Annotated in this window: 23 protein-coding genes; 8 read left to right on the forward strand and 15 right to left on the reverse strand. The window is 58.1% G+C overall.

Annotated elements, in window-relative coordinates:
• Nucleotides 1–118 precede the first annotated feature (118 nt).
• The 7 genes from JKL48_RS11285 to JKL48_RS11315 form a co-directional block, all read right to left on the reverse strand.
• Complete coding sequence (locus JKL48_RS11285) at nt 119–706, reverse strand: glutathione peroxidase (protein ID WP_201982458.1); 588 nt, start codon at nt 704–706, stop codon at nt 119–121.
• A 199-nt stretch (nt 707–905) separates the two neighbouring features.
• Nucleotides 906–2,951 (reverse strand): HelD family protein, encoded by a 2,046-nt coding sequence (locus tag JKL48_RS11290; protein WP_201982460.1) that lies wholly within the window; start codon nt 2,949–2,951, stop codon nt 906–908.
• Between the two features lie 69 nt (nt 2,952–3,020).
• Nucleotides 3,021–3,602: an LOG family protein gene (locus JKL48_RS11295; protein WP_201982461.1), complete on the reverse strand. Its 582-nt coding sequence runs from the start codon at nt 3,600–3,602 to the stop codon at nt 3,021–3,023.
• Between the two features lie 84 nt (nt 3,603–3,686).
• The gene (argS, locus tag JKL48_RS11300) at nt 3,687–5,483 is read right to left on the reverse strand and encodes an arginine--tRNA ligase (protein WP_201982463.1); all 1,797 of its coding nucleotides are present in this window, start codon (nt 5,481–5,483) and stop codon (nt 3,687–3,689) included.
• 427 nt (nt 5,484–5,910) lie between these two features.
• Entirely contained in the window at nt 5,911–6,420 is a 510-nt protein-coding gene (locus tag JKL48_RS11305) for a carboxypeptidase-like regulatory domain-containing protein (RefSeq protein WP_201982465.1), read from the reverse strand.
• A gap of 246 nt (nt 6,421–6,666) precedes the next feature.
• Nucleotides 6,667–7,017: a VOC family protein gene (locus tag JKL48_RS11310; protein WP_201982467.1), complete on the reverse strand. Its 351-nt coding sequence runs from the start codon at nt 7,015–7,017 to the stop codon at nt 6,667–6,669.
• A gap of 110 nt (nt 7,018–7,127) precedes the next feature.
• Nucleotides 7,128–8,102, reverse strand: a complete 975-nt coding sequence (locus tag JKL48_RS11315; protein ID WP_201982469.1) for an arginase — start codon at nt 8,100–8,102, stop codon at nt 7,128–7,130.
• Nucleotides 8,103–8,414: 312 nt separating this feature from the next.
• Between JKL48_RS11315 and JKL48_RS11320 the strand changes: the two genes are divergently transcribed.
• Together JKL48_RS11320 and JKL48_RS11325 are read left to right on the forward strand one after the other, a co-directional pair.
• Nucleotides 8,415–9,812 carry a type III PLP-dependent enzyme domain-containing protein gene (locus JKL48_RS11320; protein WP_201982471.1) on the forward strand — a complete coding sequence of 466 codons (1,398 nt, stop codon included), beginning with the start codon at nt 8,415–8,417 and terminating at the stop codon, nt 9,810–9,812.
• Between the two features lie 96 nt (nt 9,813–9,908).
• Complete coding sequence (locus JKL48_RS11325; RefSeq protein ID WP_201982472.1) at nt 9,909–10,064, forward strand: hypothetical protein; 156 nt, start codon at nt 9,909–9,911, stop codon at nt 10,062–10,064.
• Nucleotides 10,065–10,198: 134 nt separating this feature from the next.
• Here the strand turns inward: JKL48_RS11325 and JKL48_RS11330 are convergent, their stop codons facing one another.
• Both JKL48_RS11330 and JKL48_RS11335 read right to left on the reverse strand, forming a co-directional pair.
• Complete coding sequence (locus JKL48_RS11330; RefSeq protein WP_201982473.1) at nt 10,199–10,489, reverse strand: GIY-YIG nuclease family protein; 291 nt, start codon at nt 10,487–10,489, stop codon at nt 10,199–10,201.
• Between the two features lie 82 nt (nt 10,490–10,571).
• On the reverse strand, nt 10,572–11,111 hold the full coding sequence (locus JKL48_RS11335; protein ID WP_201982475.1) for a D-glycero-alpha-D-manno-heptose-1,7-bisphosphate 7-phosphatase: 540 nt from the start codon (nt 11,109–11,111) through the stop codon (nt 10,572–10,574).
• Nucleotides 11,112–11,180: 69 nt separating this feature from the next.
• Between JKL48_RS11335 and hemG the strand changes: the two genes are divergently transcribed.
• From hemG to JKL48_RS11350, 3 genes are all read left to right on the forward strand, one after another.
• Complete coding sequence (gene hemG, locus JKL48_RS11340) at nt 11,181–12,518, forward strand: protoporphyrinogen oxidase (protein ID WP_201982476.1); 1,338 nt, start codon at nt 11,181–11,183, stop codon at nt 12,516–12,518.
• Between the two features lie 123 nt (nt 12,519–12,641).
• Complete coding sequence (locus JKL48_RS11345) at nt 12,642–13,382, forward strand: polyprenol monophosphomannose synthase (protein ID WP_201982478.1); 741 nt, start codon at nt 12,642–12,644, stop codon at nt 13,380–13,382.
• A 70-nt stretch (nt 13,383–13,452) separates the two neighbouring features.
• Entirely contained in the window at nt 13,453–14,373 is a 921-nt protein-coding gene (locus JKL48_RS11350) for a TerC family protein (protein WP_201982480.1), read from the forward strand.
• A 99-nt stretch (nt 14,374–14,472) separates the two neighbouring features.
• Here the strand turns inward: JKL48_RS11350 and JKL48_RS23555 are convergent, their stop codons facing one another.
• Entirely contained in the window at nt 14,473–16,602 is a 2,130-nt protein-coding gene (locus JKL48_RS23555; protein WP_201982482.1) for a transglycosylase domain-containing protein, read from the reverse strand.
• A 339-nt stretch (nt 16,603–16,941) separates the two neighbouring features.
• Here JKL48_RS23555 and purB point away from each other — a divergent pair, with 339 nt between their 5' ends.
• The 3 genes from purB to JKL48_RS11370 all read left to right on the forward strand — a co-directional run bounded on the left by purB (nt 16,942) and on the right by JKL48_RS11370 (nt 19,991).
• Complete coding sequence (gene purB / locus JKL48_RS11360; RefSeq protein ID WP_201982484.1) at nt 16,942–18,282, forward strand: adenylosuccinate lyase; 1,341 nt, start codon at nt 16,942–16,944, stop codon at nt 18,280–18,282.
• 32 nt (nt 18,283–18,314) lie between these two features.
• A complete protein-coding gene (locus tag JKL48_RS11365) occupies nt 18,315–18,791 on the forward strand; it encodes a DUF6252 family protein (RefSeq protein ID WP_201982485.1) in 477 nt (158 codons plus the stop codon).
• A gap of 102 nt (nt 18,792–18,893) precedes the next feature.
• Nucleotides 18,894–19,991 carry a glycosyltransferase family 9 protein gene (locus JKL48_RS11370; RefSeq protein WP_201982487.1) on the forward strand — a complete coding sequence of 366 codons (1,098 nt, stop codon included), beginning with the start codon at nt 18,894–18,896 and terminating at the stop codon, nt 19,989–19,991.
• A gap of 42 nt (nt 19,992–20,033) precedes the next feature.
• Here JKL48_RS11370 and JKL48_RS11375 read toward each other — a convergent pair whose 3' ends face one another.
• From JKL48_RS11375 to JKL48_RS11395, 5 genes are all read right to left on the reverse strand, one after another.
• Nucleotides 20,034–21,167: a glycosyltransferase gene (locus tag JKL48_RS11375; protein ID WP_201982489.1), complete on the reverse strand. Its 1,134-nt coding sequence runs from the start codon at nt 21,165–21,167 to the stop codon at nt 20,034–20,036.
• A gap of 13 nt (nt 21,168–21,180) precedes the next feature.
• Entirely contained in the window at nt 21,181–22,158 is a 978-nt protein-coding gene (locus JKL48_RS11380; protein ID WP_201982503.1) for a glycosyltransferase family 2 protein, read from the reverse strand.
• The gene (locus tag JKL48_RS11385; RefSeq protein WP_201982490.1) at nt 22,151–22,675 is read right to left on the reverse strand and encodes a DUF4199 domain-containing protein; all 525 of its coding nucleotides are present in this window, start codon (nt 22,673–22,675) and stop codon (nt 22,151–22,153) included. The genes JKL48_RS11380 and JKL48_RS11385 overlap by 8 nt, the downstream gene beginning before the upstream one ends.
• Before the next feature lie 34 nt (nt 22,676–22,709).
• Nucleotides 22,710–23,267 (reverse strand): DUF4199 domain-containing protein, encoded by a 558-nt coding sequence (locus JKL48_RS11390; protein WP_201982492.1) that lies wholly within the window; start codon nt 23,265–23,267, stop codon nt 22,710–22,712.
• An 81-nt stretch (nt 23,268–23,348) separates the two neighbouring features.
• Complete coding sequence (locus JKL48_RS11395; RefSeq protein ID WP_317191926.1) at nt 23,349–25,406, reverse strand: BatA domain-containing protein; 2,058 nt, start codon at nt 25,404–25,406, stop codon at nt 23,349–23,351.
• Between the last annotated feature and the right edge of the window lie 100 nt (nt 25,407–25,506).

Raw genomic sequence — 25,506 nt, forward strand, 5'->3', positions numbered from 1 at the left:
TGCTGAGCGAAGCCGAAGCATCTCTCCCGCTTCGTTGCAACGACGAAATTAGTTGCGCGGGAGAGATGCTTCGGCTTCGCTCAGCATGACGTGCTGAACAAACCAGACCAAGCAAGAATTACTTCGTGATATCCGCCACCAGCTCGGGGCTCAGCGGCGTCACTTTGGAGTTGTAAAATTTCACGACGTGGCCTTTCTCATCGACCAGGTATTTGCAGAAATTCCAGCTTGGCGCGTCCGATACGGCGCCGTTTTTGGTTTTGTCCGACAGGTATTTGTAGAGCGGGGCAGCGTCGGCACCTTTCACGGCCACGGTTTCGAACAGCGGGAAAGTCACGCCGTAGTTTTTCTCGCAGAACGTGGCCACTTCGGCATTCGAGGCCAGCTCCTGATTGAAGCTGTTCGATGGAAAACCCAGAACCACCACCTTATTGCCGTATTTCTTCGACAGCTCCTCCAGCTCCTTGTACTGCGGGGTGAAGCCGCACTTCGAGGCGGTGTTCACGATGAGCAGCTTTTTGCCTTTGTACTGGCTCAGCTTCACGTCCTTGCCATCGATGGATTTCACGGTGAAATCATACACGGAGGGCGCGGCTTTTTCGGTTTCGGCGGGCGTGGTCATGGCGGGAGAACTGGCGGGTTTGGCGGCGATGAAAACCACGGCCGTGGCGGCGGTGGCCAGCGTGAGGAGAAGGGATTTTTTCATGGGTTGAAGGTAATGGATTGCGCGGTTGTAAGCCTAACCATACGAAGCCCGGCAGGGTTTCGGACCTTGACCTGGTGGGTTATTTAGGTGGCGGGGCCGTCTGAGGTAGAGACGCATAATTGCATCTCGTCATTGAACGGAATCGTTTGGACGATTCCCGAACGGCGCAAACGACGAAACACAATTATGCGTCTCTACCTCAGACGGTTAAAAACGCCATCAATTCCCCCGCATACGTGAGCGTGAGGCGGTGCATGGCGCGGGTGCAGGCCACGTACAACAGGCTCTTGTCCACCGCCGTCCGGTAGTTGGGGACCGAAACGAATGGCACGACGACCTCATCAAATTCCAGCCCCTTCGCCAGGTGCGCCGTAGTGAGAATGACTCCCTCCTTGAAATGCGTGGAATCTTCGGTGAGCAGCTGCACGCCCTGGCCTTCCAGCGCCTGTTGTACCTGCTCGGCCTGCCGGTGCGTTTTGCAGATGATGCCCAGCGAGTTGCTGCCGGAGGCTTTAAAGGCCGCGACCAGCTGCTTCAGTGTCGCCAGCTCCTCATCGGGGCCGGGGCAGCGCACGAGGGCCGGCTCCGCGCCGTGCCGCTCCAGCGGGATGATGTCGGGGTTGGGCGTGATGCGCTGCGCGAAGGCGGTGATTTCCATCGTGGAGCGGTAGCTGCGGTTCAGCCGCACCACGTCGGCCTGCGGGAAGACGCGCTCAATGGTTTCGGCCGACGAAGCGCTGTAGGGGTTCACCGTCTGGCTGACGTCGCCGAGAATGGTTTTCCGGCAATTGAACACCCGCGATAGCACGGCGTACTGCACGGGGGTATAGTCCTGCATCTCGTCCACCAGCAAGTGCTTCACGTGGTCGTAGGCCGAAATGCCTTCCAGCCGGATGCGCAGATAAATCAGGGCAAAAACGTCGGCGTATTCCAGCGGCTGGCCATGTTCGTAGCGGAACAGCTCGGGGCGGCCCAGCCAGCGGTAGAAGTCGCGGTAGAAATCCAGCACATTGTTGAAGCGGAACATGCGCGTCAAGGCCTCCCCTATCGTGCTTTTCTCCCCATTGGTCAGCTTGCGGTTGGCGGCGGTGCGCACGTAGGCGCGCACATCGTCGCTCACCAGCGGGAAACGCTTGAGCAGCGGCACGCGGTGGTAGCCTTTGAACTTATCAAGCAGCAACTGGCGCGGCACCACCGTCCGGCCCACCCGCAGTTCGCTCGCGGCGAAGTAGTTGTTCTCGACGTGCAGCAGGTACTTGTTGAGCTGGCTCAGGAATTCAAATGAGGACTTGAACTGAATGCGCTCGATGAACTTCGGGTTGTGGTGCTCCACCAAGGCCGATACCTGCTCGAAAAACGTTTGAAAATGAAACTGTTGGCCCAGCAAGTCGGCGGCCAGCTCTTCCATCACGGTCTCCGGAATGTGCTCTTCGCCCAGCTCGGGCAGCACGTTCGAGATGTAGTCGGCAAAAACTTTGTTGGGCGAAATGATGAGGATATCCTTGGCCGAAATAGTGTCGCGGTAGCGGTAGAGCAGAAACGCAATGCGGTGCAGGGCGATGGAGGTTTTGCCCGAGCCGGCCACCCCCTGAATCACCATCACCGTGGCCTCCTCGTTGCGAATCACCGCGTTTTGGTCGCGCTGAATGGTGGCCACGATGTTTTTCATCTTATCGTCCGAGGATTTGGCCAGCTCGCGCTGCAGCACCTCGTCGTGGATGTTCACGCCGTTTTCAATCATGAATTCCAGGCGGCCATCCTGGATTTTGTACTGCCGTTTCAGGTCAATGCGGCCGTGAATGGGGCCGGAGGGCGTGTTGTACGACGCTTCGCCCAGCTCATAATCATAGAACATGGACGAGATGGGCGCCCGCCAATCGTAGATGAGGCCGCGCCGCTGCCGCTCGTCCACGAACGAATGCACACCGATGTACACCGGCATGGTGCCGCCTTTTGGAGTGGTGAAGTCGATGCGGCCGAAGTAGGGCGACTGCGCCAGCTTGATGAGCTTGCGCTTGCGGGCCACGGCGCCGGCGCCGGTGTAGGCCATGCGGTCGATGGACTGGCCGGCGGCCACCATGTCGGCATCATCCATGCCCGACTGATGCTCGTGGATGTACTCCTTTTTCTCCCGCAGCTCGCTGGAAAACTGCCGCACGGCATCATCTACCCGCCGCACGGCCACCGCCAGCTGCTCCTTGATTTCTTCGAGGTATTCCCGCTCTTCCTGTTCCGTTGTGTTCATGGGTAGTTGGTTTGTAGGGGCAGGCCCCGCCCCTACTCGTTCAGCTGTGCGCAGAATATGCGCGCTGATTCAGGTAGTCGGCAGTGTCAGCCACTTCTCCAGCTGCACCGGCTGGTAGGCGGCCATCTTCGCCAGCAGTTCTTCCGGGTCGGCCGATTGCAGGAGTTGGGCGCGGTTTTCGGCGCGCAGCAGCTGGTCGTCGCGCATGCGGTCGAGGGCTTGCAGGAGCAGGTCGTAGTAGCCGTCCACGTTCAGCAGGGCCACGGGCTTTTGGTGCAGGCCGAGCTGGCCCCAGGTCAGGACCTCAAATAGTTCTTCGAGTGTACCATACCCGCCGGGCATGGCAATGAAACCATCGGCGCGGTCGGCCATCATCAGCTTGCGCTCGTGCATCGACTTCACGACGTGCAGCTCCGTGCAGCCTTCGTGGGCCAGCTCCTTGGCATCCAGAAAATCAGGAATTACGCCCACTACCTGGCCGCCCAGCGCCAGCACCGCATCGGCGATGGTGCCCATGAGGCCCACGCGGCCGCCACCGTACACCAGCGTGAGGTTTTGGGCCACCATGGCTTTGGCCAGGGCCTGCGCCTGGAGGATAAAATTCGGGTTGGTTCCGGCGCTGGAACCGCAGTAAACAGCAATGCTTTTCATGTTTGAACGTAGCGTGGACTCTGCGAGTCCGCGCGTGGTGGGAGTGAAATGGCGCGGTTCCGGCGCGGACTCGCAGAGTCCACGCTACATGCGCTCGGGCACCTGAATGCCCAGCAGGCCGAGCGAGGCCTTAATCTGCTCGCCGACGCGGGCTGACAGCGCTAGACGCAAGCGACGCTTGGCCTCATCAGTCTCGCCGAAAAAGGGCACCTGCACAAACATGCGGTTGTAGGCTCTGGCCAGTTCGTAGCAATACTGCGCAACAACAGCCGGCGAAAGCGTACGGGCTGCGGTAGCCACTACCCCCGAGTAACGGGCCAATTCCTGAATGAGCTCGGTTTCCGAAGACTGCAAGGCTGAGATATCGCCCAGCTCGCCGGTGGTATCAATGCCCATTTCAGCGGCTTTGCGACCAATGGAAGCGGTTCGGGTGTACGAATACTGAATAAAAGGACCGGTATCACCTTCCAGGCTCACTGACTCTTCGGGGTTGAAGAGCATACGTTTCTTGGGGTCTACTTTCAGCAGGTAATACTTCAGCGCGCCCAGGCCCAGCATGTGGTACAGTTCTTCCAGCTCTTCATCGCTGAGGCCTTCGGTTTTGCCCTTTTCCAGAGTGGCGGCTTTGGCGGCGGCCACTACGTCGCGCACCAGCTCGTCGGCATCGACTACGGTGCCTTCGCGCGATTTCATCTTGCCGGAGGGCAAATCCACCATGCCGTAGCTGAGGTGATGGATGGCGTCGGCGTAGGGTTTGCCCAGCTTTTTGAGCGTGGCTTGCAGCACCTGCATGTGGTAGTTCTGCTCGTCGGCGATGACGTAGATGCTGCTGTCGTAGCCGAAATCCTGGTATTTCAGCTCGGCCGTGCCCAGGTCCTGGGTGATGTAGACGCTGGTGCCGTCGGCGCGGAGCAGGAGCTTTTCGTCGAGCCCCTCGGCCTGCAAATCGACCCAGACGGAACCGTTTTCTTTCTTGAAGAACACACCTTTTTCGAGACCCTCTTCTACCCGCTCCTTGCCCAGGAGGTAGGTTTCGGACTCGTAGTAATACTGGTCGAAATCGACGCCGATGTTTTTATAAGTCTCGTCGAATCCTTCGTACACCCAGCCGTTCATTTGGCTCCAGAGGGCTTTTACGGCGGGCTCGCCGGCTTCCCAGGCTTGCAGCATCTGCTGGGCCTCGGTCATGAGGGGGGCGCTTTTCTTGGCGATGTCGGGGGTAACGCCCTCGGCTTCGAGCTGCCTGATTTCTTCGCGGTAGTGCTTCTCAAACAGCACGTAATACTTGCCGGCGAGGTGGTCGCCCTTCATCCCGGCCTGCTCGGGGGTTTCGCCGTGGCCGAAGTGCTGGTAGGCAATCATCGACTTGCAGATGTGGATGCCACGGTCGTTCACCAGGTTGGCTTTGGTGACAGTGGCGCCGGTGGCTTTCAGAATCTCGGCCACCGAGTAGCCCAGAAAATTGTTGCGCAAGTGGCCCAGGTGCAGAGGCTTGTTGGTGTTGGGCGAGGAGTACTCGACTACTACGTTTTGCGGACCGCCGTCGGTGCCTACGGGCGCGGTGGCAGGCTGAGCGCGCAGCTGCTCAAACACGGCCAACCACTCGGCATCGGCAATTTCGAGGTTCAGGAAGCCTTTCACCACGTTGTAGCCGCTCACGCGGGGCTCGTGGGCTTTCAGCCACTCGCCCAGGGCTTGGCCGATTTGCTCGGGGCCTTTGCCAAAGGCCTTGGTGAGTGGGAACGTGACGAGGGTGAAGCTGCCGGCAAACTCCTTGCGCGTGGGCTGGAGCGTGAGGCTGGCGGCGGGGATTTCAAGGCCAAAAACTACCTGAGCGGCGGTTTGCAGGGCGGTTTTGAGGGAGGATTCTAACTGTTGCACGGGGCAAAGGTACGTGCCGACAAACGGTCATGCGGAGCGTAGTCGAAGCATCTTTACCGCTTCGTTGAACGGTTCGCCTCACCGCCTGCCCTTCTCCGAAAAGGAGAGGAGAGCCAAACGAAACGGCAGCGAAACTGCGCTGCGCGCTGGCCGCCACGGCCTCACGCCCCCGCCGGCCGAATAACCCACCGAAACTTATAAGCAGCACAAAGCCCCGTCAGTGTCTGGCGGAGCTTTGTGATTTGCACGAATGAAGTTCAGGAAACTCATGCTCGTACAGCATTTCCTAAACTTTGATTAGTAGACGAGTTTCTTAAACTCGGACCTACTTGTTAAGGCCTGTTTCTGCCCTTTAATAAATTCAGTCAGCTCTTTAGATTAGTAGTCTACTGAAAAGAGCGTTTTGCTTCGCGATGGCGACAGTGGCTTACAACTCTTTCTGATGGAGTGGGCAGTAGTAGCGGGGGTCGCAGCCGGTTAGTTGGCAGCCGCCCAAGTAGATTTTCCCGGCTTTGGCCCGTGCCATGGCCTTTTTACCCGGCAAGCCATACACAATTGGCAACAGGTGGTCCGTGTGCCCACCAACACAAGCCGGGCGCTGATTCCCCGAATAGCGAAAGGTGCAGGGGCCGGGAAAGTCCAGCACGAGCGGTAGAGAAGCGGCGGTGACGACCACGCCGCGAACCGTTCGGGCGCGGAAGCCGAGAGCCTGAATTTCGACGTCGTAGGTACCGGGGCCAATCGAGGCCACGCGAAAGTGGCCGTCACTGTCCGTGCCCGCGCCCGTAACGGTCGCATCCCCCTGTTTGAAGAGCAGCGTGGCTGCGGGAAACCCGTGCGTGGATGCTGTTTCCGTAACCGTTCCGGTCAAGGCCGTGCCCTGGGCATGGCCCCGCTGAGCGACGCACAAAGCAAGCAGGAGAACGAGGGACTTCATGGCAACAGCGCAACACGACGGGGCGCATGGTAAGGGAGTGGTGAAAGTAGAGGCAATGGCTCAGATTGCTGTGTGCATCTGAGGCACACGTTCAAGAAAATGGTAGAATTTATAGCCTGCTAATTTTTCGCAAATTAGTAGGCTTAACGAAACCACACCAAAAAAGCCCCGCCAGTAGCTGGCGGGGCCTTTTGTTTCTTTGACGGCTTAGGCGGCGGGCTTGGGGGCCGGGTCGCAGTTGGTGCCTTACGCTTCGCCGCAAACGGATAACTCGTTGCCATTCGGGTCGGTGAAATGAAACCGCCGGCCGCCCGGGAAAGAGAAGATGGGTTTGCTGATGCCGCCGCCGGCCGCTTCTACTGCGGCTTGCGATGCCTCCAACGCATCGGCCCAGAGCACTACCAGGGGGCTGCTGGGCGGCACGCTTTCGGCGCGGTAAAACCCACCCGATAGCTGCCCGTCCTCAAAGGCCACGTAATCGGGCCCGTAATCCTCGAATGACCACCCGAAAGCCTGGGCGTAGAATCGTTTCGTCGCGGCCAAATCAGTGGCCGGAAATTCGACGTAGAAGACCGAATTATTGATTGGTTTACTCATTTTGCAGCATGCGTGAGGGGTGAGGCGGCGAAGCTATTTAATAATTCGGTCTTAACCGTCCTGCTTCGACTACGCTCAGCAGGACGGCCTGTTCCAGACCGACGACTCCCCTACCTACTCACCACTTCCTCCAGCCGCAGCCGGCGCTCAATGGCCTCGGTAGCTTTTTCCAGGATGTTGAAGGCGTTCTTGGCCATCGTATTGCCGTTGTCCAGCGTGGGGTTGATTTCGACCATTTCGAAGCACACCACCCGGTCGTTTTCCAGCAGGTCCTGGCAGAGGTTTTCGGCTTCGGAGAGGTAGAGGCCATCTTCCACGGGCGTGCCCGTGCCGATGCTAAAGCTGGAATCGAGACTATCCACGTCGAAGGAAATGTAGACCAGGTCGCAGAAGCGCAGGTGCTCGTAAATCTCGCGGGTGAGCTGGCGCGAGCCTTTGGCCTTGATTTCGGGCAGCTTTATCCACTTGATGCCCAGCTCTTCGATGAGGGCATCTTCCTCCTCCTCGGTGTCGCGCACCACCACGTACACCAAGTGTTCGGGCTTGAGCTTGGGGCCGGGCTCGCCCAGGTTTTGCAGGCGGCGCCAGAAAAACTCCGTTTCGGCGTCGGGAATGTTGCGCTGGTGCTTGAGGTTATCGACGCCCAGCGAGGCGGCCAGGGGCATGCCGTGCACGTTGCCGCTGGGCGTGGTGTAGGGCGAGTGGATGTCGGCGTGGGCATCAATCCAGATGACGCCCAGCGTTTTGGTGGGATAGGCGGCCTTGATGCCGGCAATGGTGGCGTTGGCGCTGCTGTGGTCGCCGGCCAGCACCAATGGGAACTCGCCGAAGCGCAGCGTCTGCTCCACGGTGGCGGCAATGCCCTTCTGCACGGTGTAAATGGCGTCGATGTGCTTGGCGAACGGGAACGGCGTTTTGTCGAACAGCACGTGGTTCAAATCGGGTACGACCACGGAGTTGAACCGGCGGAAATAGTCGGAGCCTTTATTCAAGCAGGCCACGCGCAGGGCGTCGATGCCCATGCCGGAGCCCCGGGTGCCGGCCCCGAGCTCGGAGCGGACTTCCAGTAATTTGATGCGTTTCATCGGAGGGTGGGAATTTGGGATAGCAGGATGGCGGCATCGCTTTCTTAGTTATTAATGGTTAATGATTAGTGATTAATTTTTCGGTAGCCCGACAATTAATCATTAACCATTTATCACTAATCATTCGAATTGCGCTGCCTTGCGGCAGAAGAATCTGCCGTAGCCAAGTCGCTTATTATTCCATCGTCACGATGCGGGGCCGGATAGCGGGAGAACAACCAACGGTTCCCGGTCATTATCCTGACCCCGGCGGTACTTTTGTCCCGCCCGCCGTAAAGGTCGGATATTTCCCGCTGCATTCAAAAATTCCGAATGGATACGTACCACGACCTCATTTCCCAAACCTTCGACTTTCCCACGGCCGATTTCACCGTGCAGGACCACGAGTTGCAATTCCACGACATCGACCTCATGGCGCTGGTGGAGAAGTACGGCACTCCGCTCCGCCTCACCTACCTGCCCAAAATCAGCTCCCAGATTCAGCGGGCCAAGAAGTGGTTTGCCGAAGGCATTGAGAAAACCGGCTACACCGGTTCGTATTCTTACGCCTACTGCACCAAGTCGTCGCACTTCCGTTTTGTGCTCGAAGAGGCCCTGAAAAACGACATCCACCTCGAAACGTCGTCGTGGTTCGACATCAGCATCATCCGCAACCTGCACGCTCAGGGCAAGGTCGACAAGCAGAAGCACATCATCTGCAACGGCTTCAAGCCCGAGGCTTACAAAAAGGAAATTGCCGACCTCATCAACGACGGGTTTGTGAACTGCATGCCCATCATCGATTCGCCCAACGAAATCGAGTACTACCACGACCACGTGCGCGAAAACGTGAACATGGGCATGCGCCTGGCCTCCGACGAGGAGCCGCGCTTCCAGTTCTACACCTCGCGCCTGGGCGTGCGCTACGCCGACGTGATTCCGCTTTACGAGCAGCGCATCAAGGACGACCCGCGCTTCACGCTCACCATGCTGCACTACTTCATCAACACCGGCATCAAGGACACGTCCTATTACTGGTCGGAGCTGAGCCGCTTCGTGCACAAGTACTGCGAGCTGCGCAAGGTATGCCCCACCCTCACCACCATCGACATCGGCGGCGGCTTCCCCATCCAAACCAGCATCCAGCCCGAGTACGACTACCCCTACATGGTGGCCGAAATTTTGCGCACCATCCAGCGCATCTGCAAGGAAGAAGGTGTGCCCGAGCCCAACATTTTCACCGAGTTCGGTATCTTCACGGTGGGCGAAAGCGGCGCCATCATCTACAGCATTCTCGACGAAAAGCTGCAGAACGACAAGGAGCTCTGGTACATGATTGACGGCTCGTTCATCACCAACCTGCCCGACACCTGGGCTCTGAATCAGCGCTTTATCCTGTTGGCGGTCAACGGCTGGAACAAATCCTACAAGCGCCTCCAGCTCGGCGGCCTCACCTGCGACTCGCAGGACTACTACAACGCCGAGAAGCACATCTACCAGGTGTTCCTGCCCGAGCGCAAGCCGCAGGACGAGCAGCCGCTCTACGTGGGTTTCTTCCACACCGGCGCCTACCAAGAGAGCCTCAGCGGCTACGGCGGCATCAAGCACTGCCTCATTCCCGCCCCGCAGCACGTAATCCTCGACCGCGCCGCCGATGGTACCCTCACCGATACCGTTTTTGCGCCGCAACAGGAAGCCAGCAGCATGATGCGCATCCTCGGATACGAATAATTCAATTTCGGCGTTAGGAATTTTTCACAAAATATAGCGTTGGCTGCTTATCTTTGAAGCTCAGCGCGTCATCCCTCACCCGTTTTAATATAAATTATGAAAAAGTTCGTATTGCTCGCCGCCGCCGGTGCCGCCCTTACCCTCGGCGCCTGCAACCGCCAGAAGTGCCCCGCCTACAGCAGCACCAAGGAGGCCAACCGTATTTCCTCGCCCATCACGGCCAGCACCGCCCAGAAGGTAGAGCGCCAGTAGTTTTATTGGTATTGAAAGTAGAAAGGCCGGCCTCTCGCGTGAGAAGCCGGCCTTTTTTTGACTTCTTTTTGGGCGAGTGTTAACACCAGGCCGTCATGCAGAGCGAAGCGAAGCATCTTTACCGCTTCGTTGAATTAACCCTCCCACGTTGCCAAATCAATAGGTTGCCAAGTTAGGTTGAACGCGTTTATTAGCGCATCTTTTTTAGCACGGCTCCATCCCTTCAATTCTTTTTCGCGGGCTACGGCTTGCGAAGGAGTAGTAAACAATTCGAAATAAACCAGCAAATCGGTTTGGTACCGGCCCGTGAATTTGCGGGCATCGCCCCTCCCAGAGCTATGCTCATATAAGCGCCGTCGCAGGTCATTGGTGATGCCGATGTATAGAACTGTACGGCCGGTGTTGGTTAGAATATATACGTACATGGGCTAGCAATACAGTTTATCGTTCCACGATACGGTAAAGATGCTTCGCTTCGCTCTGCATGACGGCCTTATAGCAAGGGCCTCATGCTGGCAGAACATCACACCTTAAGTCTTGCTTCAAAATAACAGCCGTGGCCGCTCGCAGGTCCGCCACGTGGGGCAAGAACCCGGTTTCCTCCTCTCCTACCAGAATGCCGCGCACGCCAATGTTGGCGCCGGCTTCCATGTCGCGGAGGCGGTCGCCCACTATCCAGCACTGCGCGACGTCGAGGTTGAAGCGGGCCACGGCTTTCTCAAACATGCCCGAATCGGGCTTGCGCAGGATGGAGTCGCTCACGCTGGGGTGTGCGTCGGCGAAATACAGGGCGTCAATGATGCCGCCGCAGGCACTTTGCAGCTTGGCGTGGCAGGCGTGCACATCGGCGGCGGTGTAGAGCTTTTTGGCAATGCCGGCCTGGTTGGTGACGACTATCAGGTAATAGCCGGCGGCTTTCAGGCGGGCCAGGCTTTCGGGCACGCCGGGGCAAACGATGAATTTCTCGGGCTGCCACACGTAGGTGCCGATTTCTTCATTCAGCACGCCGTCGCGGTCGAGAAAAATGGCTTTGTTTTTTGTTGTCATCGCAACAAAGCTACGGGCCTCCGCAGGACACCGAAGCTACCTTTGCCGGCTCATTTGCGCGACGACTCTATGAAAATTGGCATCATCGGCGGCGGCATCAGCGGCCTCACCCTGGCGTGGTACCTGCAAAAAAGCGGCGTGCCCTACGACTTGTTCGAGGCCGATGCCCGGCCCGGCGGCAACCTGCACAGCCTGCCCACGCCCGAAGGCTACCTCCTCGAAGTGGGCCCCAATTCCCTGCAGCTAAGCCCCGAGCTGGAAGAGCTGCTGGCCGACCTTGGGCTGACCGACCAGATTCAGGAGGCTGCCGCCGTGAGCCAGCACCGCTACGTGCTGCGCAACGGCCGTTACCAGATTTTGCCCAGCTCGCCGCCCAGCCTGCTCACCAACGGCTTTTTCAGCCTGAAAGCGAAGTGGCAGCTGCTGAAAGAATTCCGCCAGCCCGCCGCCCCCATCGACCCGAAGGAAACCGTGGCGCACTTTTTCCGCCGCCGCTTCGGCCCCGAAATCGTGGACTACGCCGTCAATCCCTTCATGGCCGGCATCTACGCCGGCGACCCGGAGCAGTTGCTCATCAACAAAACCTTCCCCCAAATGCCGGCGCTGGAGCAGCAACACGGCTCGGTGCTGCGCGGGCTGATGAAAGGCGCGGCCGGCGCCAGACGCCGCCGCATCATCACCCTCAAAAACGGCATCCAAACCATTACCGACACGCTGGCGGCCAGGCTCACCTACTACCAGTCCGGCACGGCCGTCACCGCCATTTCCCGCGCCGCCGATGGCACCTACCAGCTGGAGCTGAAAGGCCCGCAGGGCCTGGAAGCCGCCCCGGGCTATTCGCATCTGGCGCTGGCGTTGCCGGCTTACGCAGTGGCCCCGTTGCTGCAGCCGTTGTTTCCGCAGGCGGCAGAGGCGCTGGCCGCCGTGCCCTACCCGCCCATGTGCGCCGTGTATTCGGCCTACGACCGCGCTGCCGTGGCGCACCCGCTCAACGGCTTCGGGGCGCTGAACCCGAAGGTGGAGGGGACCTACGCGGCCGGCTCCATCTGGACCAGCAGCATCTACCCCAACCGGGTGCCGGCAGGGCAGGTACTCTTCACCACGTTTGTGGGCGGGGCGCAGTACGAGCAGGCCGCCGGGCAGGCCGAGGACGTGCAAAAAGCCGCCGTACACGCCGAACTGAGCAAGTTCTACGGCATCACGGGCGCCCCGCGCTGGCAATACCGCCACAGCTGGCCGCGCAGCATTCCGCAGTTCGACCAGCACATTGTGGGGGCTCACGCCGCCGCCGCGGCCCTCGAAACCGAGCACATTGTGGCCGTGGCCAACTGGCGGGCCGGCGTGGGCGTGCCCGATTGCGTTCGCCACGCCCGGCGCATGGCCGAGGCGTTGGCGTCTGAACAATAGCAACTTGCTTTCCAGCGTTGCACATTCAGGGGTATTTGAATACTTTTATAGCTTGGCAAAAAAGCCGCTCAGGGCCCCGCGCAACCGTGCAGCTTCGCACCGCGAAACCCTATCTTTGACCCCATGAGCGAAAGCCTCGTCCTAATTCCCACGTACAACGAACGCGAAAACGTAGAGCTGATAATCCGCAAGGTGATGTCGCTGCCGCGGGCGTTCGATGTGCTGATTATCGACGACGGCTCGCCCGACGGCACGGCGGCCATTGTGCGCGGCCTGCAGGCGGTGTTTCCGGGCCGGCTGTTTTTGGAAGAACGCGCGGGCAAGCAAGGCCTGGGCACGGCCTACATCCACGGCTTTCGGTGGGCGCTGGCCCACGGCTACGAGTACATCTTCGAGATGGACGCCGACTTCTCGCACAACCCCGACGACCTCGTGCGCCTCTACGACGCCTGCGCCCAGGAAGGCTACGACGTGGCCATCGGCTCGCGCTACATCCAGGGCGTGAACGTGGTGAACTGGCCCATGTCGCGGGTGCTCATGTCGTACTTCGCCTCCTGGTACGTGCGCCTCGTCACGGGCATGCCCATCCGCGACGCCACCGCCGGCTTCAAATGCTACACAGCGCGGGTGCTGCGCGCCATTCCGCTCGAGAAAATCCACTTCGTGGGCTATGCTTTTCAAATTGAGATGAAGTGGCTGGCCTACCAGTTGGGTTTCCGCATCAAGGAAGTGCCCATCATCTTCACCGACCGCACGCGCGGCACCTCCAAAATGTCGAAAGGCATTGTGCAGGAAGCTTTTATTGGCGTGCTCCAGATGAAAGCCAGCAGCTGGGTGCACCCGCTGAAACCCGTAGGAAAGTAGCCTGTTACCATTGGGGCCGGCGCGTGGCCAACCAATTGGCCCGTTGCCCCGCCGTATCTTGCCCCAACGCATGGAAAACACTCCCTTGTTTTGGCTGGTCTTCATTGCTTTTGTCATTGGGCTGCTGCTGCTCGATTTGCTGGTTTTCAACCGCAAAGCCCACGAAATCAAGTTGCGTGAAGCCTTGGGCTGGAGCGCCTTCTGGGTGGCGTTGTCGCTGGGCTTCAACCTGCTGGTGTACCGCACCATGGGCCACCAGGCGGGCCTGCAATGGCTGACGGGGTACCTAGTGGAGAAAGCGTTGAGCGTCGACAATTTGTTCGTCTTCCTGCTCATCTTCAACTACTTCAAGGTCCCGGGGCAGTACCAGCACCGCATCCTGTTCTGGGGCGTGCTGGGTGCGCTCATATTGCGGGCGGTTTTTATTCTGATTGGAGGGGCGCTGCTGGCCAAGTTCCACTTCCTGCTCTATCTGCTGGGCGCTTTTCTGGTGTACACGGGCATCCGAATGGGGATAGCCGGCGACACGCCCGAAATCGACCCCGAGCACAACCCCGTGGTGCGGTTCCTGAGCCGGCACCTGCCCATCACCCGTCAGCTGGAAGGGGGGCGGTTTTTCATCAAGAAAGACGGGCTGCGCTTTGCCACGCCCCTTTTCGTGGTGCTGGTGATGGTAGAAACGACCGACGTGGTTTTTGCTGCCGACTCCATTCCGGCCATTCTGGCCATCACGCGCGACACGTTTGTGGTGTTCACCTCCAACGTATTAGCCCTGCTGGGCCTGCGGGCCATGTATTTTGCCCTGGCCAGCATGATGCGCCTGTTCCACTACCTGCACTACGGCCTGGCACTTATTCTCGTGTTCATCGGTGCCAAGATTCTGCTGGAGCAGGTGTTGCCCATTCCCATGCTGTTCGCACTGGGCATTGTGGGCGGCCTGCTGGTTGTGAGCATTTTGGCTTCTGTGCTGTGGCCAAAACGAGAAGCGTAAACTTTGCAGGATAGAGTAACCCATTACCCGCCAGTAAAAAAGGCCTGCCGAAATCGGTAGGCCTTTTTTACTGTCTGCTCTCAACCGCCAAGGTTTAGCTTATGGTTGTTTGGGCGCCTTGCCCGCTTCCACATCGGGAGCGTTGGAGTTAACGCCGGCGTCGGGGGCGGCGCCGGTATTGAGCAGGTCGATGAGGTTGAGCGGCTCAAACTGGCTCGAATCGGCGGGCGACACGGAGCGGGTAGTATCGGGGCGGGCGGCGAAGGCCATGTACTGGCGGGCCGGCCCGTTGAGGTTGAGCGAATAGGGCAGGTTTTCGCGGTCGGCCCCCGTGATGAGGTTGCGGGCGGCCATGATGTCGGCAATGAGGCGGAAAAAGTAGCGCGTGCTGCGCCGCAGGCCCCCGTACGCATCGAAGGAATAGCGGGCGAACTTGGGCTTGGGAATGATACTGGCCAGGTACAGGCTTTCGGACAAGGTCAACTCGTCGGGGCGCTTGCCGTAGTAAAACAGGGCCGCCTCCTTCACGCCGTAGATGCCACGCTTGCCGCTGGGCCAGCGGTACTTGCTGGGTCCCCACTCGATGATGTTGAGGTAGACCTCAAACATGCGCTGCTTGCTCACGAGGTGGGTGTTTTCGATGAGCCATACAATGAGGGCTTCTTCGGCCTTGCGGCCCACGGTTTTCTGGCGGCTCAGAAACACGTTTTTCACCAGCTGCATGCTGATGGTGCTGCCGCCCCGCGCAAAGCGGTGCTCTTTGATGTTCTGAATGGCCGATTTCACAAACGCCTTCTCCATGAAGCCGTGGTGCGCAAAAAAGCGCGGGTCCTCGGCCGTGGTGATGGCCGCCCGCAGGTAGGGCGACACGTCGTTGTAGGGCGTAAAATCCGGATTGCTGGGCCCTACGTGAAAGGTGCGCAGCGAGTCGCCTTTGTCGTTGTAGGCCGTGTAGGCAAAATCGGTGTTGAGCTGGTTCAGGTTCTCTTCGCCGAAGCTGCTCACGGCAAAGTTCTTGCCTTGCAGGCTCGAATCGAAATGCAGGCTGTCGACGCGGGCCAGGTCCACGTCGCCGTGCATGCGGTAGGTGAGCGTGCCGGAGCCCCGAATGCCTTGGGTGGCGTCGAAAATGCCGGTGGGCAGCGACGAAAAGAAGTCGTTGGCCGCCGTTTCAGCCGATTCTACCTTGATGCGCACGGCTCGGCTGGGCTTCATCCGCACGCTAATTTCGGGGTAGAGCCGCAGCTTGTTCACCACCATTTCGCTGCCTTTGTCGAGGCTGGCGGTGCCGCGGCCCAGCGTGGCAATAAAATTCAGCGCCCCGGCTTTCACCTCAATCTCGTTGGAGGCCAGCTTGGGATGATAGAGGCTGAACCCCCGGGCCGCCAGCGAGCCGCGCACCGTGAGGTGGCCGCCGGTGTCGTCGTCGTCAAAATCCTTGCTATCGAGCCGCACCAGTACCGTATCGAAGCTCACCAGCGCCCCAAAACGGCGCGGCACGTAGGGCAGCTGCACCGAGCTGCCCACTCCAAACACCCGCGCCGTGAGGGCATAGTCGCCGGGCTCGATGTGCCCGCTGATGCCCAACTCATTCGCCACCGAATCGATGGTAGCGGTGAGGCGGCCGGAAATGTCGCCGTCCTGAATTTTCAGCTCCGGCAGCCGCAGCAGCGCGGTGTGGCGCGGGCTGAGGTAGCTCACGTAGAAATCCCTGAAGCTGGCCTCGCCCGGCACGTTGTCGAAGGCCGTTTCCAGGGCCGTATTGAGGAGCAGGCCGTAGTTGGTGCCCTTGGTGGTGTCGCGGGGCACGGTGCTGGTTTTCTGCTTTTTGATGAGAAAGCCGAAGTTGTCGGAAGTGGCCGTTTTGCGGGCCGTGAGGCGGGCCGTGATGATTTCGAGCCCGCTAAACACCGGCCGCCCGGCAAAGAGCGAGCGCACGCTCAGGCTGGCTTGCAGGCGTTTGGCGGTAAGGAGCGTATCGGTGGGGGCGGCCTTGGGCACGAGGCTCAGCCCGGCAATTTCCACGGTTTTGAAGCCCACAAATTGGGCCGGACCGAGGGTGATAATGACCGGGTACTTGCGCTCAACCTTGGCTTTTACCTCTTTCAGCGCGTAATTCAACAGCTGCTGGCGCTTCCATTGAAACACGGCGAAGGCCACGAGCAACAGCGCAACCACGCTGCTGGCAATGACGATGAGAAGTCGTTTGGTGGAAGGGGTAATGCGCACGGAACTCAATAAAGGGCAGTTTAGCCAACGCCAAAGGTAACAACAACGGAGACGTAGCAGGAATACGGAAGCGGCGCCTGAAAAGCCGAAATCCCCTCCTTGGTCAAGCAAAGGAAGCCGATGCGACGGCGGGGGCGGTTAGCTTCGCTGAGTTTGGGTAGTCGGCGCTGGCGAGCAGGTGAACGCTGTGAATAACGATGGCCAAAAGGGGCAAATGCACAGCGCACGACTATCGTTCAACGGCCCCCTCCCGTTGAGGCCTTGGCTCAACATCCCTGCCTTGGTAAGGAAGGGAGTTTTTTTGCGCTACCTGCTTGGCCTGAACCGTACTTTTGCCCCATGCCCAGTCCCCTCACCGCCCTCTCGCCCCTCGACGGGCGCTACGCCCGCGCCACGGCCCCCTTGGCCCCGCGCTTTTCCGAAATGGCCCTGATACGCTACCGCGTACTGGTCGAAGTCGAGTACTTCATCGCCTTGGCCGAGCTGCCGCTGCCCCAGCTGGCAGGTGTTTCGCCAGCGGCTTTCGCCCCTTTGCGCGGGTTGTATGAAAACTTTACCGAAGCCAATGCCGAAGCCATAAAAGCCCACGAAGCCGTGACCAACCACGACGTGAAAGCCGTGGAATACTGGCTGCGCGACGCGTTTACCAAGCTCGGGCTGGGCAGTTTCATTGAGTTTATTCACTTTGGCCTTACCTCGCAGGATGTGAATAACACGGCCATCCCGCTCAGCTTCCGCGATGCGCTGGTGGGCGAGGTGCTGCCCGCCTTCGCCAAGGTACGCAACGCGCTGGCCGCCCGTGCCCAGGAGTGGCAGGCCGTGCCCATGCTGGCCCGCACCCATGGCCAGCCGGCCTCGCCGACGCGGCTGGGCAAGGAGATTGAGGTCTTTGTGGCCCGGCTCGATGCGCAGGTGGCGCTGCTGGCCCAGGTGCCGTTTGGGGCAAAGTTTGGCGGCGCTACCGGCAACTTCAACGCGCATTACGTGGCCTACCCCGGCACCGACTGGCACGGCTTTGCCTCTACCTTCGTGAACGACCGGCTGGGCCTGCACCGCTCCTTCCCCACCACCCAGATTGAGCACTACGACCACTTGGCCGCTCACTGCGACGCGCTCAAGCGCCTGAACACCATCCTGATGGACCTGGCCCGCGACGTGTGGCAGTACATCTCACTCGGCTACTTCAAGCAAACCATCAAAGCCGGCGAAGTAGGCTCGTCGGCCATGCCGCACAAGGTAAACCCCATCGACTTCGAGAACGCCGAGGGCAACCTGGGCGTGGCCAACGCGCTGCTCGAACACTTCGCCGCCAAGCTGCCCATCTCCCGCCTCCAGCGCGACCTCACCGACTCGACGGTGCTGCGCAACCTGGGCGTGCCGCTGGGCCACATCCTCATCGCCCTCGGCGCCCTGCAGCGCGGCCTGGGCAAGCTGGCCCTGGATGAAACCGCCCTGCACCGCGACTTGGAAGCCAACTGGGCCGTGGTGGCCGAGGGCATCCAAACCATCCTGCGCCGCGAAGCCTACCCCGACCCTTACAATGCCCTCAAAGCCCTCACCCGCACGGGCGAGGCCATTTCAGCCGAGAACATTGGTGCCTTTATTGATGGACTGGATGTCGAGGATAGCGTGAAGGCGGAATTGCACGGCATCACGCCGCATAGCTACGTGGGGCGATAGCGCAGGCATTATTGACCCAATTTCTAGCCGATATGATTTCTTTCCTTCGCTGCTTTGCTACCGCCGGCACCTTACTCGTCCTGCCAGCCTGCTCATCGTCTGGCACCGATGCCCCTCCCCCCGCCATTTCCAGCATGCACTGGGCTGCAGACGGGGTAGCCATCCAAGCCACCACCGTCACCGTCAGCGCCCCACGCCCTTCTGACGGAAGGCTTACCATTGCCGGGGAACGAGGCACCGGCGCCGACGCGCGGGCCATTACCATGCAACTGCCCAGTCAGGAAGGCACGTACGATTTGGCACTTCCCTCCCCCCCGGCCCCGCTGGTGTTTTATACGGAAGGCAGCGCAGGCACCCGCATTGCGTACGCCCCCAAGGCAGGCAGTATTACGGTGAGCAGCTTTTCAGCAACCAATATTTCGGGCACCTTCCGTTTCACAGGTTCTACTTCGCCTCTGGCTTCTCCGGACAAAGAAATTACCAGCGGGGCGTTTACCGTGTATCGCTGAGGCAGCCGCGGCCGTGGTGTAACGGTTCGGCAGGGGCACCGTCACTTTCCGAAAGCTTCTTTGCTTCCGCTATTTTTACCGATTAATTCGCTTCCCCACTCCGTGCCCGAACTCCTGAACACCGTCGTTCATCCCGACTGCCGCCACTTTCGCGGCGACCTTCCCTGCCGTCCCAACAAAACCCACGGCTACGTCTGCGACGGCTGTCCGGTGTATGCGCCCGTAACCAGCCGGGTGCTCATTATCAAGCTCGGGGCCATTGGCGACGTCATTCGGACCACACCACTGCTGCGGCGGCTGCGCCAGGAACGGCCCGGCTGCTACATCACCTGGCTCACGCTCACGCCCGCCATTCTGCCGCAAGGCGAGATTGAGGAAATTCTCAAGTTCGATTTTGCCAGCGCCATCCAGCTCCAGGCCCGCGGGTTCGATGTGGTCATCAACCTCGACAAGGAAAAGGAAGCCTGCGCCCTGCTCAACACCATCGTGGCCAAGGAAAAATACGGCTACGCCCTGCGCCCCCACGACGGCGTGGCCTGGCCCGTGAACCAGTTGGCCGAGCACAAATACCTCACCGGCATTTTCGACCAGGTCAGCCAGGCCAACACCAAGCCCTACGTGCAGGAAATCTTCGAGCTCTGCGGCTTCGACTTTCGGGGCGAAGAATACGTGTTCGACACCCACGACGACAAAGGCTACGACTGGGCTGCGCTCCCCGCTGCCCGCCCCCGCATCGGCCTCAACACCGGCTGCGGCGACCGGTGGACCACCCGCCTCTGGAGCACCGAAAAGTGGATTGAGCTTATCCACGGCCTGCAAGCCGCCGGCTACACGCCCGTGCTGCTCGGCGGCGAGGCCGAAGACGCCCGCAACCGCGAGCTGCACGCCGCCACCGGCGCGGCCTACCTCGGCACCTTTCCTCTTCCCCAGTTCATCAACCTGATGAACCAGATGGACGGCATCGTGACGCAAGTCACCATGGGCATGCACATCAGCATTGCCCTGCGCAAGCCCACCATCCTGATGAACAACATCTTCAACCCGCACGAATTCGACCTCTACGGCCGGGGCCAACTGGTGCAGCCCAACAAAGACTGCGTGTGTTTTTACCGGGGCAGCTGCAAGCTCGGCACCAGCTGCATGGAAGATTTGCCGGCTGAAAAAGTGCTGCAAGCCGTGCGCGAAAGCGTTGTGCGGTAAGTTTCAGCTTGCCGCAATTCGTCTCTTACAACAAGCCAAAGCTTACCGCACTTCTGCTACTTCCTTCAGCGCCGCCACCATCACCGGCCACGAAAACTGCTTTTTCTGCGCGCGCACGCCGGCCACAAAATCCCCTTCACGCTGAGCGGCATAAAAATCCACTACGGCATTGGCAATAGCGGCCGGGGTGGGCGGCACCACGTAGCCCACCACACCATCCGGAATAAGCTCGGCTAGCCCGCCCACGTCCGTTACCAGCATGGGCCGCTCAAAATGATACGCTATTTGCGACACGCCGCTTTGCGTAGCATTCTTGTATGGCTGCACAATTAAATCGGCCGCGCAGAAATAATCGACTACTTTTTCGTTCGGAATAAAATCGGTAGCCCTGACTATTCTGTTTTCTAATTCAAACCGCGTAATTAATTCTTCATACGGGGCCGCGTCTTCATAAAATTCACCCGCAATAATTAATTTAACTGGTAATGCAGCCACCCGCTTGTCTGCAAAGGCTTCCAGCATGATATCCAAGCCTTTGTAGGCCCGAATAAACCCAAAAAACAGCAAATAGCCCGTTGTATTTGGCAGATTCAACGCCGCCAAGGCTTCGTTTTTTGACTTCATCGGGCCAAAATTATCATAGAGCGGATGCGGCCGGTAGTCGGCCGGTTTGTTGCCAAAGCCTAGCCGCTGCAAATCCTGCAATACGCTCCGGCTCATGGTTACAAACCCATCACAGGCACTCAGAAAATAACGCGTCAGCGGCCCGTCGCCCGGCCGCTTTTCGTGCGGAATCACATTGTCCGTAATGGCTACTACGCGCGTATGCCCATTGCCGCGCACCAGCCGGGCCACCGTGCCCAGCGCCGGCCCCATAAACGGCAACCAAAACCGGAAAACCACCAAATCAGGCCGTTCAGCCCGCAGCTTTCGCCCCACACGCAGCCAGGAAATGGGGTTTACGGAATTCAGACTTACGTCAATATCCAAATCTGCGGGCCCCGCCTCGGTGCTAAACTGCGTCTGGCCCGGAAACAAAAAATTGGGGTATTGCAGCGAAAACGTGACAATGCGCACGGCATCACCGGCTTCCCGAAAGGCGCGGGCCAGCCGTTCGTTGTAGGTCGCCAAGCCCCCCCGCAACGGATATGCTGGTCCGATGATGACAACTTTCATAGGCCAAGCATCATCAATTAATTGTTTCGCGCACTAAATAGTCGTTGCGCTTCGGTCCATTCAGCTGAATCATTTCGCCCAAGAACCCCGACACAAATAGCATTACGCCCACAATTACCGCCGTCAACGCCAGAAAAAACAGCGGTTGCTCCGTTACCTGCCGGGCTTTCAGGTTGTGCAGCGAAAGCCATACTTTCTCACCGGTCAGCCACAGCGTAATCAGCAGCCCTAACAGAAAGGAAAGCGTGCCCAACGTGCCAAAAAAGTGCATCGGAGCCCGCCGAAAACGGCCCACGAAGGTGATGCTCATCAAGTCCAGAAATCCGAAAATGAAGCGCTCCAAACCAAATTTGGTTACGCCATATTTCCGCTCCTGGTGCTGCACTACCTTCTCTCCAATCTTGCGAAACCCGTTCCATTTGGCAATCACCGGAATGTAGCGGTGCATCTCCCCATACACCTCAATACTCTTGACCACGCGCGAATCGTACGACTTCAGCCCGCAGTTAAAATCATGCAGCTGAATCCCCGACATCAACCGCGTCGCGCCATTAAATAGCTTGGTTGGAATCGTCTTCGACAAGGGGTCGTAGCGTTTCTGCTTCCAGCCGCTCACCAGGTCGTACTTGTCCTCCACAATCATGCGGTAGAGTTCGGGCAGCTCTTCGGGCGAGTCCTGCAAATCGGCGTCCATCGTGCACACCACACGCCCCCGGGTTGCTTCAAAGCCAACATTTAAGGCCGCCGATTTTCCGTAGTTTCGATTAAACCGAATGCCGCGCAACGTTGCATCATCGGCCGCCAATGCTTCAATTACGGCCCAGGAATCATCCGTCGAGCCATCATCAATCAATATAACTTCATAGGTCAGCCCATTTCCTTCCAAAACCCGCGCAATCCAACGCGTTAGTTCCGGCAACGATTCTGCTTCGTTCAGCAGCGGAATTACGATGGAGATTTCCACCGGAAAAGGAGCGGATGATTTATTCAAACTCAGGCTTGGAATTTTTAGTGAAGGCCGAAACCACCAGCGCAATCAGGAAGCCAAACAGCAGCGAGCCTAGCACTCCAAAAAGCACCATCCACCCTACCGTGCTAAATTTTTGCATCATGGCCATGGCTTGGTCGATTTGTTCGTCGGTTAGGTTGCCTTTGGCTTCCATCTTGGCCCGCGCCGTTTCCATAATCCGGCCCATGTAGTCGGGGTCGACAAACTTCATGTAAATAAAACTGAAGGCCGTTGACAAAGTTCCAGAAATCACGCTCATTATCGCGCCTATGCCCAGGCCCTCGGAATAATCCATGAAGCCGGCATTTGCCTGTTTATACGCGTTGTGTGCCAGCACCATGCCGCCCACCAAAATACTCAGCCCCAACCAGCGCACCGGCGATTGGTCGGTCTGCGTTGCAAAAAGCGCAAAGGAGAAAATGACATTTACTAGGCCTGTTAGCAAGCCATAGCGTAACCCTACCGAAGTAGTTGTAATCGGAGTAGCATTAGTTTCCATGGTTTGGGGCAAATGAACCGCAAGGTAAACCGAATTATTCCCGAAAAAATATCCCTCCCGGCAACGCCAACACCATCCCAAAGAGCAACACCCGCACAAAAGTACCAACCGCCAAGCCCTGGGCTGTGAGGTTGGCCACGTTTTGCTCCTGCTGCCGAAGCTCCTGCTCGCTGTGCTTCACTTTGGAATTCTCCGCTTGCTGCACCCGCACAATTTCCCGTACCTCGGCCCGGTTGCGTTCCAGTGCCGGCTCGCCCGCCCCGTAGGCCAACCCCAGCACGCCAATGGCCGATAGCACCGCTGCAATGAGCACCGTCAGGCTACCCACTTTCAATGCTCTGCCAAGGCCCGGTTTTTCCGGTTTCACCCGTTGCCCAAACCACCATTCGTTGGCCAGCGCCACCAGCGGCACCAACAGTTGCGCCAGTATCTGCTTCGGTCCAAAACCATTATTACCGGTTAGTTGCAGGCCCACCGTCCAAATCACGCATACCAGCCCGATTCCTAAGCCCGCCCGCACCGCCATACGCGTAGCCAATTCTGCTGCTGTATCGGTCGTAGATGCCCTGCCTTCAATGGAAGAATCAGCCATAGTTCGTGCTTCAATTAAAGCCGCAAGATACGTCCTACGACTTCCTCAGCCACCCAGCATGCACGTTCTTGAGCCCCTCACTCAAGCTGTAACAGCAACCTTTTTTGCACCCGCCTGGGTTCTGCCAAATCGAATCAGTAAGGCCTCCGCTAATAAGCAGCACAGCGCCAACACCACAAAATAGCGCCACAGCGGCTGTCCCGTTTGCTCTGCCTCAAACTTTGCCAGCCCAACCCCGTCCTTTCCCGCTTCCACCACCCGAATGTTCGGACGGTTGGGCCCAATCATTTGCCTCAGTTCGTCAGCTGAGTACACTGCTAATTCCGATTCTTGCCTATCCGGGTTAAAGGCCAAAGTAGTCAGTGTTTTTCCGCGCTGTTGCAATTCATAAAAACCCGGCGCATCCATGCCCGCCGGCAATTCAAGTCTCAAATCATTGCCCACCACCCGCTGCGCCGGAATTACCGACAGACTATCTCGCACCAACCGAAAACTCGCCTCATCAGTGCTTTCTGCATGGTTGCCAGCCACCCTGGCCATTGGTAATTTTAGGTTTACCGTTCCTTGGGTCAGACGGTATGCCGGTAACTGTTCGTTTTGGTAACTCAGCATGGCCAAGCGGTACATCACCGGCACAAACAGCGCATGCGACACAAAATCAGAATACTTTTCTGCAAACGGCGCAGAGAATACATACACTTGTCCTGCACCGCTCGCAAAATTTGCTAAATAACTCTCCCCATCGCGCAACCGCAAAATATCAGTTCCCGTGCGTGACCACCGCAACACCGGCGCCACGCGTGGCATGGTTACTCCGCGCTGTTGTGCCCCAAATACATCCCGGAAAAATGGTTCACGCGCACTCGGCATCGCCACCTCTCGAAGTTCAGGCGCTTCCACTTGTGCTTCCCACTGAACGGCCCCTAAACCCAATTCTTTAAACAGCAAGGCATAAGAATCATGGCCTGCACTTGCAGCACTTGGCACCACAACAACGCTGCCACCTCGTTTCAACACATTTCGCAAAGCCTCCCGCATTCCCGCGTCCACCTGTCCTAATTCACGCACAAATATCAGATTAGCTTGACGTAAAGCATTATAGTCGATATTTTGCGAATTAACAAAGGAGTAGTTAAACAACGGCTCGTTGGCATAAAGCGGTTGCAAAACAGGCTTTTCCCCAATTTCTATTACTCGAATAGCTGCTGCTGGCCGAAGAGTAAAATAATAGGCATCATCAAATGTGACCGGAAAATCTTCGGTAACTACGCGTCCGAGCGCGAGTGCCCCGTCACTTACCTGCACCTGCACAACCTGTGTCGCCGACTGCCCCGGTTCAACACTGACTTGGTAGGCACTCACCTGTTTCGCACCCAGAAACACCTTTACTGGGCAGTTCCGCACAGCCACAGTTCCCCCATTCCGCACACGAATATGCAACCCAACGTTGGTGCGAATTCGCACAAATGCATCATCGAGCCATACACTGTCCACGTAAATATTTCCTGTTTCTTTCCCTGTCAGCGGCACCAAAATGGTTTGGCCATTCCCAAGCTCGTTTAGAATCCTTTCATTGAATGATTTTTTCTGAAAATCAGAAATCAAATACCGTCGGCTGTCGGACTTTGGTTCAATGCCATTTCCGTGAATTTTTGCAAACGGGTTATATGAAGTCAACTTGATTTCTGCCAGCTTTGCCATATAAGACAAATAGCTTAACTGTGCATTGCCGTCATTTAACAAGCGAAAGCGCTTCACCGACGGCGCAGTTTTTCCTATTCTTTCTGCTTCCCTTGCCGCCGCCGTAAATAGTATTCCTTGTTCTTCAGCACGCCTTTGCATACTGTAAGAATTATCCACCAACACGTCCACACCTGTAGTTGAATCAGTTGGCTTTTTCCCAGGAATAAATGGCTGACAAAACAACAGCACTAGTGCAACAATTCCCAACACGCGCGTACCTAAAATCAGTAAGTGCTGGAGTTGGCGGTGCCGGACCGCCACAAGCTCCACTTCCCTAATAAAAGCATTATTAGTAAAAAGTACCCGTTTAGGACGTCGTAACTGAAGTAAATGAATAATAACAGGAATAGCAGTTGCCACTAGTCCAATCAGAAACCAAGGGAACATGAATCGCATAGTCAAATCTAACAGATAGTATTTTAAACCTTTCGCGAAGTGAAAAACGAAAGTAGTTGGTTAATCTTGCCGCATGAATGTTTCTCTCACCGACACGGAG

This window comes from Hymenobacter rubidus (genome assembly GCF_016734815.1).
GTDB classification, from domain to species: Bacteria; Bacteroidota; Bacteroidia; order Cytophagales; family Hymenobacteraceae; genus Hymenobacter; species Hymenobacter rubidus.

What these genes read in the sequence shown, in the direction of transcription:
- JKL48_RS11320 (WP_201982471.1), top strand. Translation starts at nt 8,415, where the DNA reads ATGGATACGTACCACGACCTCATTTCCCAAACCTTCGACTTTCCCACG.
- JKL48_RS11335 (WP_201982475.1), bottom strand. Translation starts at nt 11,111, where the DNA reads ATGACAACAAAAAACAAAGCCATTTTTCTCGACCGCGACGGCGTGCTG.
- JKL48_RS11375 (WP_201982489.1), bottom strand. Translation starts at nt 21,167, where the DNA reads ATGAAAGTTGTCATCATCGGACCAGCATATCCGTTGCGGGGGGGCTTG.
- JKL48_RS11395 (WP_317191926.1), bottom strand. Translation starts at nt 25,406, where the DNA reads ATGCGATTCATGTTCCCTTGGTTTCTGATTGGACTAGTGGCAACTGCT.
- purB (WP_201982484.1), top strand. Translation starts at nt 16,942, where the DNA reads ATGCCCAGTCCCCTCACCGCCCTCTCGCCCCTCGACGGGCGCTACGCC.
- JKL48_RS11390 (WP_201982492.1), bottom strand. Translation starts at nt 23,267, where the DNA reads ATGGCTGATTCTTCCATTGAAGGCAGGGCATCTACGACCGATACAGCA.
- JKL48_RS11290 (WP_201982460.1), bottom strand. Translation starts at nt 2,951, where the DNA reads ATGAACACAACGGAACAGGAAGAGCGGGAATACCTCGAAGAAATCAAG.
- JKL48_RS11385 (WP_201982490.1), bottom strand. Translation starts at nt 22,675, where the DNA reads ATGGAAACTAATGCTACTCCGATTACAACTACTTCGGTAGGGTTACGC.
- JKL48_RS11325 (WP_201982472.1), top strand. Translation starts at nt 9,909, where the DNA reads ATGAAAAAGTTCGTATTGCTCGCCGCCGCCGGTGCCGCCCTTACCCTC.
- JKL48_RS11350 (WP_201982480.1), top strand. Translation starts at nt 13,453, where the DNA reads ATGGAAAACACTCCCTTGTTTTGGCTGGTCTTCATTGCTTTTGTCATT.
- JKL48_RS11310 (WP_201982467.1), bottom strand. Translation starts at nt 7,017, where the DNA reads ATGAGTAAACCAATCAATAATTCGGTCTTCTACGTCGAATTTCCGGCC.
- JKL48_RS11285 (WP_201982458.1), bottom strand. Translation starts at nt 706, where the DNA reads ATGAAAAAATCCCTTCTCCTCACGCTGGCCACCGCCGCCACGGCCGTG.
- hemG (WP_201982476.1), top strand. Translation starts at nt 11,181, where the DNA reads ATGAAAATTGGCATCATCGGCGGCGGCATCAGCGGCCTCACCCTGGCG.
- JKL48_RS11345 (WP_201982478.1), top strand. Translation starts at nt 12,642, where the DNA reads ATGAGCGAAAGCCTCGTCCTAATTCCCACGTACAACGAACGCGAAAAC.
- JKL48_RS11330 (WP_201982473.1), bottom strand. Translation starts at nt 10,489, where the DNA reads ATGTACGTATATATTCTAACCAACACCGGCCGTACAGTTCTATACATC.
- JKL48_RS11365 (WP_201982485.1), top strand. Translation starts at nt 18,315, where the DNA reads ATGATTTCTTTCCTTCGCTGCTTTGCTACCGCCGGCACCTTACTCGTC.
- JKL48_RS11305 (WP_201982465.1), bottom strand. Translation starts at nt 6,420, where the DNA reads ATGAAGTCCCTCGTTCTCCTGCTTGCTTTGTGCGTCGCTCAGCGGGGC.
- JKL48_RS11315 (WP_201982469.1), bottom strand. Translation starts at nt 8,102, where the DNA reads ATGAAACGCATCAAATTACTGGAAGTCCGCTCCGAGCTCGGGGCCGGC.
- JKL48_RS11295 (WP_201982461.1), bottom strand. Translation starts at nt 3,602, where the DNA reads ATGAAAAGCATTGCTGTTTACTGCGGTTCCAGCGCCGGAACCAACCCG.